This window comes from Blastococcus sp. TF02A-26 (assembly GCF_003319125.1).
In the GTDB taxonomy this organism is placed as follows: domain Bacteria; phylum Actinomycetota; class Actinomycetes; order Mycobacteriales; family Geodermatophilaceae; genus Trujillonella.
The window spans coordinates 63,539-78,946 of record NZ_QOHG01000015.1 but is presented as its reverse complement, the minus strand read 5'-3'; the positions used below and the strand labels follow the sequence as shown (position 1 = coordinate 78,946).

Annotated in this window: 18 protein-coding genes; 9 read left to right on the top strand and 9 right to left on the bottom strand. The window is 74.9% G+C overall.

The features are described from left to right. Position 1 precedes the first annotated feature (1 nt). The 4 genes from DQ240_RS16750 to DQ240_RS16735 all read right to left on the bottom strand — a co-directional run bounded on the left by DQ240_RS16750 (position 2) and on the right by DQ240_RS16735 (position 4,030). A complete protein-coding gene (locus tag DQ240_RS16750) occupies positions 2 to 946 on the bottom strand; it encodes an ABC transporter permease (RefSeq protein ID WP_113840756.1) in 945 nt (314 codons plus the stop codon). After that, positions 943 to 1,716 carry an ABC transporter ATP-binding protein gene (locus tag DQ240_RS16745; protein ID WP_233498781.1) on the bottom strand — a complete coding sequence of 258 codons (774 nt, stop codon included), beginning with the start codon at positions 1,714 to 1,716 and terminating at the stop codon, positions 943 to 945. Before DQ240_RS16745 ends, DQ240_RS16750 begins: the two co-directional genes overlap by 4 nt. A gap of 116 nt (positions 1,717 to 1,832) precedes the next feature. Then, complete coding sequence (locus tag DQ240_RS16740) at positions 1,833 to 3,068, bottom strand: amidohydrolase family protein (RefSeq protein WP_113840754.1); 1,236 nt, start codon at positions 3,066 to 3,068, stop codon at positions 1,833 to 1,835. Continuing rightward, a complete protein-coding gene (locus tag DQ240_RS16735) occupies positions 3,065 to 4,030 on the bottom strand; it encodes a PDR/VanB family oxidoreductase (RefSeq protein ID WP_113840753.1) in 966 nt (321 codons plus the stop codon). The genes DQ240_RS16740 and DQ240_RS16735 overlap by 4 nt, the downstream gene beginning before the upstream one ends. 83 nt (positions 4,031 to 4,113) lie before the next feature. Between DQ240_RS16735 and DQ240_RS16730 the strand changes: the two genes are divergently transcribed. Both DQ240_RS16730 and DQ240_RS16725 read left to right on the top strand, forming a co-directional pair. Further along, complete coding sequence (locus DQ240_RS16730) at positions 4,114 to 5,454, top strand: FAD-binding oxidoreductase (RefSeq protein WP_113840752.1); 1,341 nt, start codon at positions 4,114 to 4,116, stop codon at positions 5,452 to 5,454. Further along, entirely contained in the window at positions 5,451 to 6,050 is a 600-nt protein-coding gene (locus DQ240_RS16725) for a pyridoxamine 5'-phosphate oxidase family protein (RefSeq protein ID WP_113840751.1), read from the top strand. Before DQ240_RS16730 ends, DQ240_RS16725 begins: the two co-directional genes overlap by 4 nt. A gap of 6 nt (positions 6,051 to 6,056) precedes the next feature. Here the strand turns inward: DQ240_RS16725 and DQ240_RS16720 are convergent, their stop codons facing one another. Then, positions 6,057 to 7,031: an isopenicillin N synthase family oxygenase gene (locus tag DQ240_RS16720; protein WP_113840750.1), complete on the bottom strand. Its 975-nt coding sequence runs from the start codon at positions 7,029 to 7,031 to the stop codon at positions 6,057 to 6,059. A 132-nt stretch (positions 7,032 to 7,163) separates the two neighbouring features. Further along, positions 7,164 to 8,042: an SGNH/GDSL hydrolase family protein gene (locus DQ240_RS16715; protein ID WP_113840749.1), complete on the bottom strand. Its 879-nt coding sequence runs from the start codon at positions 8,040 to 8,042 to the stop codon at positions 7,164 to 7,166. 95 nt (positions 8,043 to 8,137) lie between these two features. Between DQ240_RS16715 and DQ240_RS16710 the strand changes: the two genes are divergently transcribed. Beyond that, complete coding sequence (locus DQ240_RS16710; RefSeq protein ID WP_113840748.1) at positions 8,138 to 8,332, top strand: hypothetical protein; 195 nt, start codon at positions 8,138 to 8,140, stop codon at positions 8,330 to 8,332. 4 nt (positions 8,333 to 8,336) lie between these two features. Here DQ240_RS16710 and DQ240_RS16705 read toward each other — a convergent pair whose 3' ends face one another. After that, complete coding sequence (locus DQ240_RS16705) at positions 8,337 to 8,648, bottom strand: PspC domain-containing protein (protein WP_113840747.1); 312 nt, start codon at positions 8,646 to 8,648, stop codon at positions 8,337 to 8,339. Between the two features lie 106 nt (positions 8,649 to 8,754). Between DQ240_RS16705 and DQ240_RS16700 the strand changes: the two genes are divergently transcribed. Then, positions 8,755 to 9,129, top strand: coding sequence for a YchJ family protein (locus tag DQ240_RS16700; protein WP_233498780.1), 375 nt, complete (start codon positions 8,755 to 8,757; stop codon positions 9,127 to 9,129). A gap of 4 nt (positions 9,130 to 9,133) precedes the next feature. Here the strand turns inward: DQ240_RS16700 and DQ240_RS16695 are convergent, their stop codons facing one another. Beyond that, the gene (locus tag DQ240_RS16695; protein WP_113840745.1) at positions 9,134 to 9,754 is read right to left on the bottom strand and encodes a DUF1707 domain-containing protein; all 621 of its coding nucleotides are present in this window, start codon (positions 9,752 to 9,754) and stop codon (positions 9,134 to 9,136) included. Positions 9,755 to 9,832: 78 nt separating this feature from the next. Here DQ240_RS16695 and DQ240_RS16690 point away from each other — a divergent pair, with 78 nt between their 5' ends. From DQ240_RS16690 to DQ240_RS16675, 4 genes are all read left to right on the top strand, one after another. Then, positions 9,833 to 10,801, top strand: coding sequence for a YihY/virulence factor BrkB family protein (locus tag DQ240_RS16690; protein WP_113840744.1), 969 nt, complete (start codon positions 9,833 to 9,835; stop codon positions 10,799 to 10,801). A 32-nt stretch (positions 10,802 to 10,833) separates the two neighbouring features. Beyond that, positions 10,834 to 12,366, top strand: a complete 1,533-nt coding sequence (locus DQ240_RS16685; protein ID WP_113840743.1) for an ATP-dependent DNA ligase — start codon at positions 10,834 to 10,836, stop codon at positions 12,364 to 12,366. 84 nt (positions 12,367 to 12,450) lie between these two features. Then, positions 12,451 to 12,639, top strand: coding sequence for an antitoxin (locus DQ240_RS16680; protein WP_113840742.1), 189 nt, complete (start codon positions 12,451 to 12,453; stop codon positions 12,637 to 12,639). Between the two features lie 55 nt (positions 12,640 to 12,694). Then, positions 12,695 to 13,069: a VOC family protein gene (locus DQ240_RS16675; RefSeq protein WP_113840741.1), complete on the top strand. Its 375-nt coding sequence runs from the start codon at positions 12,695 to 12,697 to the stop codon at positions 13,067 to 13,069. A gap of 23 nt (positions 13,070 to 13,092) precedes the next feature. On the opposite strand, the gene DQ240_RS16670 is transcribed toward DQ240_RS16675, so the two are convergent. Next, positions 13,093 to 14,121, bottom strand: a complete 1,029-nt coding sequence (locus DQ240_RS16670; RefSeq protein WP_113840740.1) for an LLM class flavin-dependent oxidoreductase — start codon at positions 14,119 to 14,121, stop codon at positions 13,093 to 13,095. Between the two features lie 61 nt (positions 14,122 to 14,182). On the opposite strand from DQ240_RS16670, the gene DQ240_RS16665 reads away from it, so the two are divergent. Further along, on the top strand, positions 14,183 to 15,391 hold the full coding sequence (locus DQ240_RS16665) for an MFS transporter (protein WP_233498779.1): 1,209 nt from the start codon (positions 14,183 to 14,185) through the stop codon (positions 15,389 to 15,391). The last annotated feature ends 17 nt before the right edge of the window (positions 15,392 to 15,408 follow it).

Genomic DNA, 15,408 nt, shown 5'->3' with positions numbered 1-15,408 from the left:
TTCAGGCCGCGTCGCGGCCGGCGTCGTACCAGCGGCCGACGGCGAGCTTCCCGAGGCAGCCGAAGAGCAGGAAGACGGCGATGCCGAGCCCGGCGGCGACGATGATCGTGGCGAACAGCTCGGGGCCCTGGATCCGGTTGCGGAAGTTGTCGAGCACGATGCCCAGGCCGGCCTCGCCCTGCTTGAAGAAGACGTCCCCGACGATCGCGCCGACCACCGACAGGCCGGCGGAGATGCGGAAGCCGGCGAAGATGGCCGGCATCGCGGCGGGGAACTGCAGCTTCACCAGCCGGGTGAACCGGCTCGCGCCGTGCAGGTCGAACAGCTCGTGCTGGCCGCGCTCGACCGACTGCAGGCCGAAGAGCGTGTTGGACACGATCGGGAACAGCGCGATCAGCACGCAGACGATGACGCGGGCCGGGAACCCGTAGCCGAACCAGAACGCGATCAGCGGGACCAGCGCCAGGATCGGGATGCACTGCAGCGCGACGGCGTAGGGGAACAGCGACCGCTCGGCGACCTTCGCCTGGCTCATGACGATCGCCCAGAGCATCCCGATCACGATGGCGATCGCCAGGCCGGTGAAGGTGACCTGGACGGTGTTGCCGAGCGCGACCCCGATCTTCTCCATCGCGACCGGGTCGCCGAAGCCCTCGGTGATGACGTCCTGCGGCGGCGGCATGAGGAACCGGCGCCGCTCGCTGAGCACCAGGTAGGTGATCGCGTACCAGAGCCCGATCAGGGCGGCGAGGACGGCGAGCGGCGCGGCGACGTTGAGCCACCGGCCGCCGCGCCGCCGACGGCGGACCAGCGGCGCGGTCCCGGCGGCGACCAGTTCCTCCGGCGCGGCTGCCTTCCCGGACGCGTGCGCCTCGGTGCCCTGCTCGGTGGCCGTCACGGTGTTCCCCTCGACTCGGGCCGGGTGGTCGGTGCGGAACGTCGTCATCGGTGCCCCTCCCGCAGCGCGTGCGAGACCTCGCCGGCCAGCGCGGCGAACTCGGGGGTGAATCGCAGGTCGGGCGTGCGGTCGGTCCCGAACGGGACGTCGAACGAGGCCACGATGTGCCCCGGCCGGCCGCTCATCACCAGCACGCGGGTGGACATGTAGACCGCCTCGCTCACCGAGTGCGTGATGAACAGGGCGCCGAACCGCTTGGTCCGGAACATGCTCAGCAGCTCGTCGTTCAGCCGCTCGCGGGTGATCTCGTCGAGCGCGCCGAAGGGCTCGTCGAAGAGGAACAGGTCCGGGTCGAGGGTCAGCGACCGCGCCAGCGAGGCGCGCATCCGCATCCCGCCGGACAGCTCGCGCGGCAGCTTCTTCTCGTGGCCGGTGAGGCCGACGAGGTCGATGGCGTCCCGGGAGGCCTGGTTCAGCGACGGCTTCCCCATGCCGTGCAGCTCACCGAGGAGCTGCACGTTCTTGAGCACGCTGCGCCAGGGCAGCAGCGTCGCGTCCTGGAAGACGTAGCCGATCCGCTGCGCGTCCACCTGCACCTGGCCCGACGTCGCCGGGGACAGGTCCGAGGCGATCCGCAGCAGGGTGCTCTTCCCGCAGCCCGAGGGGCCGACGACGGTCACGAACTCCCCGCGGGAGATGTCGAGGTCGACGCCCTCGAGCGCAACGGTGCCGTCGGGGAAGGTCTTGGCGACGTCGCGGAAGTGCAGGACGCGGGTGTCGGTCGCGGTCGTCGGCCTGCTCGTCACTGGTGCGCTCACGGGCGGCTCCGGAGGTCGGGGACCGGGGGTGTCCGGTCCGGCGAGCGGGTCGACCTCACCTTCCGTGGCGGCTGTTTCGTCGGTGTGTTCCGGCGGTGAACGCCGCTCGCGGAGCATCACGACCTGGACACGAGCCCTGCCGGCAACGACCGCACCACCGCCGTCGTCGCCAGGACGCGCTCGCCGGAGAGCACCACCCGGGCCGTGCCGGCACCGGCGACGGCGGCGTCGAGGCTCTCGGCCGCGATCGCGACGAACTCCGCGGCGGCCCCCTCGGCGACGGCGGGCACCGGCAGGCCCATGCACCGGCGGGCGCCGGCGCTGACGGCCAGCCACGCCTCCCGGGTCGACAGGTGGCCGGCGGCCACCAGCAGCGAGGCGGCCTCGCAGGCGTCGGCGCGGCCCATCGGGTTGAAGGGGTCGCGCAGGTTGTCCCCGCCGCCGCCGACGGTCGCCCCGGCGTCCAGCAGCGCGCGGACGGCGGTCAGCCCGCGCGGCGGGGCCACGGCGACGTCCCGCCCCTGCAGGTAGAGGTTGGTCTGCGGCAGCGCGACGACGCCGATGCCGGCGCGGGCCACCGCGCGGGCGGTCGAGCGGGCCACCTCCAGGGGGTGGACGCCGAGGCTGACGCAGTGCCCCGCGGTCACGCCGCGGTCGAAGCCGGTGGCGGTGACCCGCCGGGCGAGGTCGAGCAGCCCCTGCGCCGTCGGGTCGAGTGTCTCGTCGGTGTGCAGGTCCAGTGGCAGCCCCGCCCGCACGGCCGCGTCGAACGACAGGGACTGGCCGGCGTCCCGGTCGGCCCACAGGTGCGGCGCGCCGCCGACGACGTCGGCCCCCAGGTCGATCGCCTCGGCCAGCAGCCGCGGCGCGGCGTCGGCCTCCGCGGCGCTGAACGGGGCGGAGACCAGGGCGACCACCTGAATGCGGACGAGGTCTGCGAGGGCGTCGCGGACCTGGACCAGCGCGCGCAGGTGGCGGGTGCCGGCGTGCACGCCGACGTCGGCGTGGGTGCGGATGGCCGTCGTCCCGTTGGCCAGGTACTCGTACGCCGCGCGGGTGGCCCGCTCGACCAGGTCCTCGTGCGTGAAGTCGGCGGCGATCGCCCGGATCGCCTCGATCGCCCCGGCCAGGTCACCGGTGCGGTTGGGCACCCGGTGGCTGGTGAGCGCCTTGTCGAGGTGGGCGTGCGGCTCGGCGGGGGCCGGCAGCAGCCAGTGCCCGGTGAGGTCGAGGGTCTCCTCCCCCGGCTCCGCGGCCAACGAGGGGGCGACCGCGGCGACCCGCGCACCCTCGACGCGGACGTCGACCCGGCGGCCGTCCAGGTCGGTGGCGCCGGTCAGCAGCACGGTCACAGGTCCAGCACCAGCCGCGGGCCGGCGGCGCGGGAGACGCACACCATCATCACGGCTCCGTCGGCCTGCTCAGCCGGGGTGAGGACGGAGTCGCGGTGCTCCACCTGGCCCTCCAGGACCGGTGTCTCGCACGTTCCGCAGGTCCCGACCCGGCAGGACGAGAGGACGACGACCCCGGCCTCGGCCACCGCGTCGAGCACGGACCGACCCGGCTCGACGGTCACCGTGGTGCCGGACAGGGCCAGCTCGACCTCGAACGGGTCGGGCCACACCGGGTCACCGAACTCCTTGGCCTCGAACCGCTCCAGGTGCAGCGCGGACGGCGGCCAGCCCGACATGGCGTCGGTGACCGCGTCGATCAGCCGGCCCGGGCCGCACACGTAGACGGCGGTGTCGTCCCGCGGCTCGCCGAGCAGGGCCGCGACGTCGAGGCGGCGGCCCTCGTCGGCGGCGTGCACCCGCACCCGGTCGGGGTGCGCGGCGGCCAGGTCGGCGGCGAAGGCGAGGGTGCGGCGCGAGCGGCCGGCGAGGTCCAGGGTCCAGTCGGCGCCGGCCGCGGCGGCCTCGGCCACCATCGCGCGCAGCGGGGTGATGCCTATGCCCCCGGCGACGAACCGGTACCGGGTGCCGGGGGTGACCTCGAAGGGGAAGTGGTTGCGCGGCCCGCGCACCCGCAGCGTCTGCCCGACTCCCACCTCGTCGTGCAGCGCCACCGACCCGCCCGCGCCCTTCTCCTCACGGAGGACGGCGATCCGCCACCGGGAGCGGTCGGCCCGGTCACCGCACAGCGAGTACTGCCGCTCCAGCCCCGGGCGCAGCACCACGTCGATGTGCGAGCCCGGTGTCCAGGCGGGCAGGTCGCGGCCGTTGTGGCCGACCAGGTCCAGGGCGACCACGCCGTCGGCCAGTTCGGTGCGGGCGTCGACGATGAGGTCCCGTTCGACGTCGGAGAAGAAGCTCACGGCGGGGATGGCACCAGGCCCGCGTGCCGAACGTGTCCCACGGAGGTGACACGGGCGTAACCGCGGGCCGTTCCACTGGGACGGTGACCCTCTCGACCGCTCCGCCGCCCACCGCCCTCGCCGCCCTGGATGCCGAACTCGTCGCCCTGCTCGGCGCCCGCAACGTCTCCGGCGACCTGCGCGCCCGGGAGCGGGCCTCGGTGGACGGCGCCCGGATGAGCCCGATCATCACCGAGCTGCTGCCGCTGGGCGTGGCCGACCTGGTGGCCTGGCCGACCACGGCCGAGGACGTCGGCCGGGTGGTCGCCGCCGCGGTACGGCACGGCGTCCCGGTCACCCCGCGCGGCAAGGGCACCGGCAACTACGGGCAGGCGATCCCGATGGCCGGCGGGCTCGTGCTGGACCTGTCGCGCGCGCGGGCGGTGGTCGAGGTCGGCGACGGGTGGATCACGGCCGAGGCCGGGACGCCGATGGTGACCCTCGAGCGGGCGGCCGCCGAGACCGGCCAGCAGCTGTGGATGTACCCCTCGACCGCGCAGTCCTCGCTCGGCGGGTTCCTCGGCGGCGGGTCCGGCGGCACCGGCACCATCGCGCACGGCTCCAACGACATGGGGTTCGTGCTCGCCCTCGACGTGGTCCACGCGACCGGGTCGGCCGAGCTGGTGCACGTAGAGGGCGACGAGGCGCAGCGGTTCGTGCACAACTACGGGACCGCCGGGATCATCGCGCGGGCCACCGTCCGGCTGGAGCCGCTGCAGGAGTGGCGCGGGCTCTACGCGAGCTTCCCCGACTTCCGCGGCGCGCTCTCGGTGCTGCGCGAGCTCGGGCGGCTGGAGCCGCTCCCCCGGCTGGTCTCCGCCGACACCCCGGAGATCACCGCGACGCTGCCGGCCGACCCGGCGTTCCCGGCCGGCCGGTCGAGCCTGCGGATGATCGCCGACGTCCGCAGCGTCGAGGCGGCCACCGCAGTGATCGAGGGCGCCGGCGGACGGATCGAGGACGTCCGCGACGGCGCCCAGGTGGTGCTCACGCTCAGCATGCTCAGCTACAACCACCCCATCGAATGGCTGCAGAAGAGCCGGCCGGGGGTGTACTTCCACGTCGAGGTCTCCGGCGACGCGCTGGTCGAGCGGATCGACGACGTGCACGCGGTCTACGAGGGCGGGCTGCTGCACGTCGAGGCGGGGCACACGGTGCCGATCGGGATGCTGGCCGGCGTGTACCGCAGCCCCGAGCAGGTGCGCGACGGCATCCGGGCCCTCAACGCCCTCGGCGTGGGGGTGCACGACCCGCACCAGTGGAACGTCGACTTCGAGCTGGGCCGCACGATCGAGACCGCCCGCACCACCGACCCCCTGGGGCTGCTCAACCCCGGCAAGCTCAACCCTGACTACGACGGCCCCACCAAGGGCGCCATCCGGTGAGCGACGCCGGCCACGCAGACCCGGTCCACGACGACGCCCCTCCCCCGCCCGACCCGTTCGCCCTCGCCCGCGCCTGGCTGCCTCCCGACGACGACCCCGAGCGCCCTCGGGTCACGCTGTCGACGCTCGGTACCGACGGCTACCCCGACGCCCGGACCGTGCTGCTCAGCGCGTTCGACGAGACCGGGTTCGCCTTCCACACCGCACGGAGCAGCCGCAAGGTCGCCGAGCTGGCTGCGGTACCGCGGGCGAGCATCGTCGTCCTGTGGCCCGACTTCTCGCGCCAGCTGCTCGTGCGCGGCGACGTCGTCCCCGACGGCGACGCCGCCGCGGCGGCCGCCTGGGTGGCGCGGCCGGAGTACCTCCGGCGACTGGCGTGGCTGAACACCGAGGAGCTCGCCGGCCTGCCGCAGGCGGAGCGGGTGGCGCGGTGGGCCGCCTTCAGCGCGCCCGAGCGCTCCGCGGACTCCTGGGTGGGGTTCCGGCTGGTGCCGCGGGAGGTGACCTTCTGGGCCGCCGCCGCGGACACGGCCAGCCGCCGGCTGCAGTACCTGCGCACCGCCGACGGCTGGTCGTGCCGCCCGCTGCCGGGCTGAGCCGCCCTACCTCCCGTAGTTGGCGCGGATGCGCTCCACGAGGAAGTCCCCGGCGGTGATCGGCGGGTAGGCGGCGCTCTCGATGACGACGTCGTCGTTGGCCTGCGCGAAGAAGGCGATGCTGTAGCGCGGTCCGAGGTCGTCGCCGGGGCCGGGCGCCGTGACCCGGTGGAAGTTCGACGGCAGGACGTCGTCGCTCCAGCGGGTCAGCATGTCGCCGATGTTGCAGGTGATCGCGTCGTCCGAGGGCTCGATCGGCGTCCACGCCTCGCCGTCGGCCTCCGCGCCGGGGAGCACCTGCAGACCGCCCTGGCCGGCCCGCTGGAACAGCAGCGTCAGGCAGTCGAAGTCGGTGTGCGCGCCGGCCCGCCAGAGGTCGGTGCGGGCGGCGACCTCCGGGGCGACGGCGAAGTAGTGCAGCAGCCGCAGGGCGCTGCGGTAGCCGGGAGCAGCGGGGTCGTGTGCCCGCGCGAAGAAGTCCTCGGCGAAGCCCAGCCGCAGGGCGAAGCAGGACAGCACGTCCATCGCCACCTGCCAGCAGCGCGCCTCGAAGGCCAGCATCGTGTCCCGGAAGCCCGCCAGCTCCTCGTCGGTGGGCCAGCGCCCGGCCATGTGCGGGCGGGTCAGCTGGAAGGACTCCTTCTCGTCGGGCGTGCCGATCGAGGGGCGGACCTGGGACTTGGACTCCCAGCCGGCGTTGAGCGCCTTGACCAGCGGGCGGCGCGCCTTGACCTCCTCCGGCAGCGCGAAGAAGGCCTCGGCGGCGGCGAAGGCGCCGTCGATCTGCGCCTGCGGGATGCCGTGGTCGACGACCTGGAAGAAGCCGATGTCGGTCGCGGCGGCCCACAGCTCGTCGGCGATCTCGGCCCGGCGGCCGGGCAGGTCGGCGAGGCTGATCCGGCGGACCTCGCGGGCGCTGGTCACGGTGCCCCGGGCGCCCATGCGGGCCTCGCGGTCGAGCTCGGTCAGGTGGCTGGTCATGGGGTCCTCCGGGTGGTGCGGGTGGAGGACCCATGCCAGCAGCGGCGTGTTACGCCACCGTTCCCGTCGCGTGCACATGCCGGCACCGGAGGAGACCCGGAGGCGTCACACCTCCGGATCTCCTCCGCCGGGTCAGCGGCCCAGGTGCAGCGAGCGGGTGCGGACGATCTCGGCGGCCATCGCGGCCTCGCCGAGGGCGTTCGGGTGGACGATCACGGGGTTGGTACCGGTCAGCACCGGCTCGACCCACCGGACGCCGAGCGGCTGGCAGGCGTCGTGCCCCTCCGACGGCCCGCTCATGTCGACGTAGGTCACGCCGGTCTGCCGCGCGGCGGCGCGGATGGTGTCGTTGAGCGTCGTCTGCAGGCTGTGCAGGTAGGGGACGTCGCCGACGGCGACCGGCATGACCGGGAAGCAGCCGCCCGTGGCCGGCAGGATCGACGGGTAGCCCAGGATCGCGACGCGGGCGTTGGGTGCCGCCTCCGTGACCGCGGTGAGCGCGGCGACCAGCGAGGGGCCCGTCACGTTCCGCACGGTGTCCTCGAAGGACGTGCCGTACTGCTGCTGGCAGGGGTTGCCCTGGCCGAGGGTGAGCAGGCCCGCGGCGCCGCAGCGCAGGATCGAGTTGATGAAGACGCCGCTGTCGTTGCCGCCGATGGTCATCGTGACCAGGTCGGTGTCCTCGCTCAGCGCGTCCAGCTGCGGGGCGACGCCCGGGTACTGCTCGGTGGTGAAGTGCGTGGTGTCCGCGCCGCCGCAGGTCACGTCGGTGAGGTTCGCGCCCAGCTGGGCGGCCAGGACGTGCGGGTAGTTCCGCGTCGAGCGCAGGCACTGTGGCGCCGCGGTCGGGTCGGGTGGGAGGACGCCGGACGCGGCGCTGTAGGAGTCGCCGAGGGCGACGTAGTCCAGCGGCGGTGGCGGTGGCCGGTGACCCGGCGTCGCCGAGGCAGGGGCGGCGAGGCCGAGGACGACCGCGACGGCGGCGAGGACGGTGAGCACGAGACGGCGCACGGGGCTACTCCAGTGGAGCCGGGGGCATGTCCCCCCGTACAACGCGCCAGACCCCGGGAGGTGACGGCGGTCTCGCAACGGGTAGGGGTGCCGTCATGGATGCGATCTCGTTCGGCAAGGCCGGTCTGCAGGGATGGCGCGGGAAGGTCGCCGACGCGGTCGCCGCCCCCGTCGCCCGCCGCTCCGGTCTGGACGACGACCAGGTCCGGGCCGCGATCGGCGCGGTGTTCTTCGTGCTCTCGCTGGTCTACGTCGTCCAGACCGTGCGGTCGGTCGCCGCGCGGGGCTGAGGGGTCAGCGGCGGCGCGAGCCGGAGAGCGCCCCGGTGAGCCGGACGTGCAGCCGCTCGACGAACCCGTCCAGCGGCGCGGGACGGGCGCCGGCCGGCAGGGGTGCGGCCGGCAGGGCCACCCACAGCAGCGCGTAGACGAGGAACCCGGCGCCGGTCAGCGCCAGGACGAGGAAGCCGACCCGCCACAGGACGACGTCGATGCCGGTCGCGTCGGCCAGGCCGCGGCTGACGCCCCCGAGCATGGTGTCGGTGCGGCTGCGCTGCAGGGCGGGACGGACGGGCGGGGCTGGGTTCGGGGCGAGCGTCTCGGTCATGCGGACGAGCCTGTCCGGTAGGCCGGCCGCTGCCCATCCGGGAACGCCCGGATCCGACCCCCGTTCCGCGGTGGGGGCGGTCCCGGGGCTCGGGGAGACTGGCGGCGTGGCTCCCCGACGCTGTCCCTGCGGCACCGGCCTGACCTACGCGGAGTGCTGCGGCCGCCTGCACGAGGGGACGGCGTCCGCGGCGACCGCCGAGCAGCTGATGCGCTCGCGGTACAGCGCCTTCGTCGTCGGCCACCCGGCGTACCTGCTGGGGACCTGGCACCCCCGCACCCGGCCGGCCTCCCTCGACCTCGACCCGGCGGTGCGCTGGACCGGCCTCGAGGTGCTGTCCACGACGGGCGGCTCGATGCTCGCGGTGGAGGGCACGGTCGAGTTCCGGGCCTCGTACCGGGGCGGGGCGCAGCACGAGGACAGCCGCTTCGTCCGCGAGGACGGCCGCTGGTACTACCTGGACGGCGTCTCCCGGAGCTGACCGCTCAGTCGGTACCGGGCGTCGCGCTGCGGATGCTGACCCCGCCGAAGACGGCCACCGCCCGGAGCCGGACGACGGGGCCGGAGCGACCGGCGGCGGAGGCGACGTTCGCGCTGCGCCCGCCGAAGACGGCGAACCCGCTCATCTCCACGGTCGTGCCCTCCGGCACCACGACGTCCACGCCGCCGAAGACAGCGGTGGCGCGCAGGTGCAGGACCTGCGGCAGGGGCTCGGCCTCGCGGTAGTCCAGGACGACGCCGCCGAACACGGCCACCGCGGTCTGCCGCGCGGCCGGCCGCCAGCGGCCGCGCCGCTCGGCGCCGCCGAACACCGCCACGACCGGAGGCGCGGTGGCCGCCGGGGCCGCCGGGACCGCCGGGACGCCGGGCACCGGCCCGAGGGGCACGACCGGGGTGCTGCCCACCCGGGGGAGGTCCGCGGTCAGCACCGTCAGGTCGTGCAGCGTCCGCGCCGCGTAGGCGGCATCGGTGCGGGCCCGCAGCTCGTCGGGGTCGAGGCGCCCCTCCGCCGCCGCGACCTCCAGGCGCTCGACGACGGCGTGCCGCTCGCGGTCGGAGGCACGCATCCCCTGGTCCGCCGGTTCGTCCTCAGCACTGCTCGCCATGCGACCGACCGTAGCCGCGCAGCCCGACGGGAACCGCCTCCGCGCGTGTCGCCCGGCGTCCGGGGGAACCCCTCGCCCATGGCGGAGGCTCCCGACGGCGTGCGCCGGCACGGCAGCGAGGCGACCGGGCCGCACCGGCTGACGGCGCGCGAGTGGCGGCGGGTCCTGCGGCGGACCGTCCGCCACGTCCTCTCCGACCGGTTGCAGGTCCTGAGCGCCGGGATCTCGTTCTTCGCCATCCTGTCGATCGCGCCGGTGCTGGTCACCGCGCTGTCGCTGTACGGCGCGCTGAACACCCCCGAGCAGGCGCTCGCACAGCTCTCCGGTCTCCTCGAGTCGCTGCCCGCCGAGCTCGAGCCCCTGGTCACCGAGCAGCTGAGGACGATCACCACCGCCTCCGGCCAGGTGCTGACGTTCCGCGGCGTCACCGGCCTGCTGTTCGCGCTCTGGACGGCGACGACGGCCGCCACCTACCTGGTCGACGCCCTGACGCTGGCCTACCACGAGGACGAGACGCGGAGCTTCCTGCGCCGCAGTGCCATCGGCGTGGCCGTCGTCCTCGGGATCGCGCTGCTCGTGGGCGCGGTCATCGCCGGCGGGAGTCTCCTCGGGCGGGCCCTCGACGGGGGGCCGGGTCCCCTCCGGACCGCCGTCCGCCTCCTGGTCTGGCCGGCGCTGGCGGGTGTCATGGCGTCCGGGCTCGCCGTCCTCTACCGCTTCGTCCCGGACCGGCACGACGCCCGCTGGCGGTGGATCACCCCGGGCGCCGGCCTGGCGACGCTGCTCTGGCTGGCCACCTCGATCGCCCTGTTCGCCTACGTGCAGAGCCTCGGGAACTACGAGTCGACGTACGGCTCCCTCGCCGGCGTGGCGATCAGCATGTTCTGGCTGTGGCTCAGCGTCCTGCTCGTGATCGTCGGCGCGGCGGTCAACGCCGAGGCGGAGAAGGAGACCGTCCGCGACTCGACCGTCGGCCCGGAACGGCCGATCGGCGAGCGCGGCGCCGTGGTCGCCGACAGCGCTCCGCCCTATCCCGACGAGCGCTGACCGGCGTCGGTACCCGCTGGGAGGATGACGGCGTGCTGGTCGCCGAGGTCGTCGCCGCGTCGGCCGCCGTCGCGGCCACCCGCTCCCGCACCGCCAAGACGGCGGCGCTCGCCACGCTGCTGCGGGCGGCGGCGCCGGACGAGGTGGAGCCGGTCGCCGCGTGGCTGTCCGGGGAGCCGCGGCAGGGGCGACTCGGCCTGGGCTGGCGCACGCTCACGAAGGCCGCGCACGCGGCTGTCCCCGAGCCGGAGCTGACCGTCGCCACGGTCGACGCCGCCCTCACCGAGCTGGCCGGCACCTCCGGCGCGGGCTCGGTGGCCCGGCGGGACGCCGTCCTCGCCGGGCTGCTCGGCGCGGCGACCGCCGAGGAGCAGCGGTTCCTGATCCGCCTGCTCACCGGCGAGCTGCGGCAGGGGGCCCTGGAGGGGCTGCTGCTGGAGGCGGTCGCGGTCGCCGCGGAGGTCCCGGCCGCCGCCGTCCGGCGGGCGGCGATGCTCGCCGGCAGCGTCCCCGCCACCGCCGCCACCGCGCTGACCGGTGGGCTCGACGCGCTGGAGGCGGAGACGCTGCGGGTCGGCCGCCCGGTGCGGCCGATGCTCGCCAGCCCCGGCTCGTCGCTGGACGCCGCCCTGGCCGACCTGGGCACCGACGTCACGGTCGAGCACAAGCTCGACGGCGCCCGGATCCAGGTGCACCGCGACGGCGACGCGGTCCGGGTGTGGACCCGCACGCTGCGCGAGGTCACCGACGGGGTGCCGGAGCTGGTCGAGCGGATCCGCGCGCTGCCGTGCCGCACCGCCGTCCTCGACGGCGAGACCCTCGCCCTGGACGACGACGGCCGGCCGCGCGCCTTCCAGGACACGATGAGCCGGTTCGGGAGCGACTCGCCGGACCCCGAGGTGGTCCTCTCGCCGTTCCTCTTCGACGTGCTGCACCTCGACGGCCGGGACCTGCTGGACGAGCCGCTCTCGGTCCGGCTCGACGCGCTGGCGGAGCTGCTGGCCGACGAGCAGCACGCGCCGCTGCGCATGCCGGGGGTCCGCTCCCCCACCCCCGAGCAGGCGGCCGGCGTGCTGGAGGCGGCGCTGGGGGCCGGGCACGAGGGCGTCGTCGTCAAGGCGCTGGACGCCCCGTACGCCGCCGGCCGGCGCGGCCGGGCGTGGCAGAAGGTCAAGCCGGTGCACACCCTCGACCTCGTGGTGATCGGCGCGGAGTGGGGCTACGGCCGGCGCACCGGCTTCTTGTCGAACATCCACCTGGCCGCGCGCGACTCCGACGGCGGGGAGCCCGTCATGGTCGGCAAGACGTTCAAGGGCATGACCGACGAGCTGCTGGCCTGGCAGACGGCGACCTTCCCGGAGTACGCCGTCGAGCGGCCCGACTGGGGTGTGCGGCTGCGCCCGGAGCTGGTCGTCGAGGTCGCCGTCGACGGCGCCCAGCGCAGCACCCGGTACCGCGGCGGCGTCGCCCTGCGCTTCGCGCGGGTGCTCCGCTACCGCCCCGACAAGACCGCGGCCGAAGCCGACACCGTCGAGGCGGTCCGGGCGCTGCTCGCGGGGAGCTGACGGCTTCCCGCGAGCGGTGCGTCGGCTGCGCACCGGACGGGTAGCCCCCCGGACGCACGGGGGACGAACCGACAGGAGCACTCCATGGACCTCGGCGGACTCGGCGACAAGGCCAAGAAGGCGATGAGCGACGAGAAGACCAGCGACTCGGTCCTCGAACGCGGCGAGCAGTTCGCCGACGACAGGACCGGCGGGAAGTTCGACGCGCAAACCGACAAGGCCGGCGACCTGGCCGACCAGCGTCTCGGCGAGAAGGACGCCGGGAACGCCTGATCCCTTCGCCGTCGGGCACCATGGCGGGCACCGGACCAGAGGGAAGGTGCCCGCCATGGCCGTCCAGCTGAACCACACCATCGTCTCGGCGAGCGACCGGTGGGCGTCCGCCCGGTTCCTGGCCGAGCTGCTGGGCCGGCCGGCGCCCACGTCGTTCGGCCCGTTCGCGGTCGTCGAGCTGGACAACGGCGTCTCCCTCGACTTCTCCGAGGACGGGCCGGTCACCCCGCGGCACTACGCGTTCCTGGTCTCCGAGGAGGAGTTCGACGCGATCTTCGGCCGCATCCGCGCGCGCGGGCTGGCCTACTGGGCCGATCCGGGCCGCCGTCGCCCGGGCGAGATCAACACCCACGACGGCGGGCGCGGCGTCTACTGGACCGATCCCGACGGGCACTTCCTCGAGATCATCACCCGGCCCTACGGGGGCTGACCCCGGCGATCGCCGCGGCGGGCTCAGAGGTCGGCCACCTGCAGGGCCACCTCGGTGCCGAGCAGCTCGATCCCCCGCAGCAGGTCGGCGTGCGCCAGCCGCGGGTTGGTCATCTGGATCGACACCCGCTCGACGCCGCCGAGCTGCTCCGAGACCCGCCGCAGCTTGGTCGCCACCGTGTCCGGGTCGCCCATGAAGAAGGCGCCGTCCGGGCCGCTCGTGGCGTCGAACTGCCGCCGGGTCGGGGGCGCGAAGCCCCGCTCGGCCGAGACCTTGGTGAACATCTCGTGCCAGCCGGGGTAGATCGTGTCGGCGGCCTGCTGCGTGCTCTCGGCGACGAAGCCGAACACGTGCAGCCCGACCCGCATGCGCTCCGGCGGGTGCCCGGCGTGCTCCCCGGCCCGGCGGTAGAGGTCGACGAGCGGGGCGAACTGGCGGGGCTCACCGCCGATGATCGCGATCATGAGCGGCAGGCCGAGCAGCCCGGCCCGCACGAACGACTCCGGGGTGCCGCCGACGCCGACCCAGATCGGCAGCGGGTCCTGGAGCGGCCGCGGGTAGACCCCCTGACCGGTCAGCGGCGGACGGTGCTTGCCCGACCAGGTGACGTGCTCGGACTCGCGGATCCGCAGCAGCAGGTCCAGCTTCTCCTCGAACAGCTCGTCGTAGTCGGCCAGCGACAGGCCGAACAGCGGGAACGCCTCGGTGAACGAGCCGCGGCCGACCACCAGGTCGATCCGGCCCTTCGAGATCAGGTCGAGCGTGGCGAACTGCTGGAACACCCGCACCGGGTCCGCGGCGCTCAGGACGGCGACGGCGCTCCCCAGCCGGATCCGCTCGGTGCGCGCCGCGGCAGCGGCGAGGATGACCGGCGGCGCGGAGTCGTAGTACTCCGGCCGGTGGTGCTCACCGATGCCGAAGGAGTACAGGCCGACCCGGTCGGCGGTCTCGATCTCCTCGAGCAGGTCGGCCAGGCGCTCCTCGGGGCCGACCTGCCGCCCGGTCGCCGGATCGGTCACCGCGGCCACGAAGCTGTCGATCCCCAGGTGCATGTTGAGCAGTCAACCACCGCCTGCGGGGCCCCGCCGGGGCCACGTGCGAGCATCGGCGCTCGTGCGACGACCCGGCAGCGAGCCACCCGCCGGCGGGCAGACGCCGATGCCGCGCGAGGTGCGCGTCCTCTCCGTCGTCGCCTTCGTCGTGGCGCTGGGCTTCGGCGTCGTGGCCCCGGCGATCCCGCTCTTCGCCCGCGACTTCGGCGTCGGCACCACCGCGGTGGGGCTGGCGGTGAGCTCGTTCGCGTTCTTCCGGTTCGTGTCCGCCTTCAGCGGCGGGACGCTGGTCGAGCGGTTCGGCGAGCGGACGGTCCTGGCGACCGGCCTGACCGTCGTCGCCGTCACGACGGGCCTGGCGGGGCTCGCCGGGTCGTTCCCGGTCTTCCTGGTGCTGCGGTCCATCGGCGGCGTCGGCAGCGCGATGTTCACCGTCTCCGCGCTCGCGCTGCTGCTGCGGGTCTCGCCGCCCTCGCACCGCGGGCGGGCGGCCGCGACCTACCAGGGCGGCTTCATCCTCGGCGGCATCGCGGGTCCGGCGGCCGGTGGCGTGCTGGCCGAGCTCTCCCCGCGGCTGCCCTTCTTCCTCTACGCCGTCTCGCTGCTCGTGGCCGGAGCGGTGGCCCTCGCGCTGCTGCGGTCGCCCGCCGGCGAGCCGGGCGCCGGGGTGGAGGCCGCTACCCCCGACCTGGACGCCGGCCCGGTGCCGCTGGGCTCCGCGCTGCGGTCGCGGGCGTACGTCGCGGCGCTGGTCGCCAACCTCGGCGTCGGCTGGACGCTGTTCGGCGTCCGCAACTCGCTCGTGCCGCTGTACGTGACCGAGGAGCTCGGCCGCAGCGTCGCCTGGGCCGGGGCCGGCCTGCTGGCCGGGTCGGCCGCGCAGGCGCTCGGGCTGCTCCGGTCGGGCCGGCTCGCCGACACGTGGGGACGGCGCCCCGCCCTGGTGCTGGGGTCGGCGATCGGCACGGTGGCGATGGGGCTGCTGGTCCTGCCCCCGGCGACCGGGATCTTCCTGCTGTCGATGGCCGCCTACGGCCTCGCCGCCTCGCTGCTGGCCAGCGTGCCGGCCGCGCTGGTCGGCGACGTCAGCCCCGCGCGGGGCGGGCGGGTGGTCGCGGTGTTCCAGATGTCGGCCGACCTCGGCGGGGTGGCCGGTCCGCTGGTGGCCGGCTGGCTCACCGACGTCGCCTCGTACCAGGTGGCGTTCGCCGTCACCACCGCGATCGGCGCCGCCGGACTGGTCGCTGCTCTGCGGCTTCCTCGTCGCTGACCTGCAGGAATCGTCGT

Excerpts from the sequence above, each read along its gene's own strand:
- DQ240_RS16750 (WP_113840756.1), bottom strand. The coding sequence starts at position 946 with ATGACGACGTTCCGCACCGACCACCCGGCCCGAGTCGAGGGGAACACC.
- DQ240_RS16720 (WP_113840750.1), bottom strand. The coding sequence starts at position 7,031 with ATGACCAGCCACCTGACCGAGCTCGACCGCGAGGCCCGCATGGGCGCC.
- DQ240_RS16710 (WP_113840748.1), top strand. The coding sequence starts at position 8,138 with ATGGATGCGATCTCGTTCGGCAAGGCCGGTCTGCAGGGATGGCGCGGG.
- DQ240_RS16705 (WP_113840747.1), bottom strand. The coding sequence starts at position 8,648 with ATGACCGAGACGCTCGCCCCGAACCCAGCCCCGCCCGTCCGTCCCGCC.
- DQ240_RS16695 (WP_113840745.1), bottom strand. The coding sequence starts at position 9,754 with ATGGCGAGCAGTGCTGAGGACGAACCGGCGGACCAGGGGATGCGTGCC.
- DQ240_RS16690 (WP_113840744.1), top strand. The coding sequence starts at position 9,833 with ATGGCGGAGGCTCCCGACGGCGTGCGCCGGCACGGCAGCGAGGCGACC.
- DQ240_RS16680 (WP_113840742.1), top strand. The coding sequence starts at position 12,451 with ATGGACCTCGGCGGACTCGGCGACAAGGCCAAGAAGGCGATGAGCGAC.
- DQ240_RS16675 (WP_113840741.1), top strand. The coding sequence starts at position 12,695 with ATGGCCGTCCAGCTGAACCACACCATCGTCTCGGCGAGCGACCGGTGG.
- DQ240_RS16670 (WP_113840740.1), bottom strand. The coding sequence starts at position 14,121 with ATGCACCTGGGGATCGACAGCTTCGTGGCCGCGGTGACCGATCCGGCG.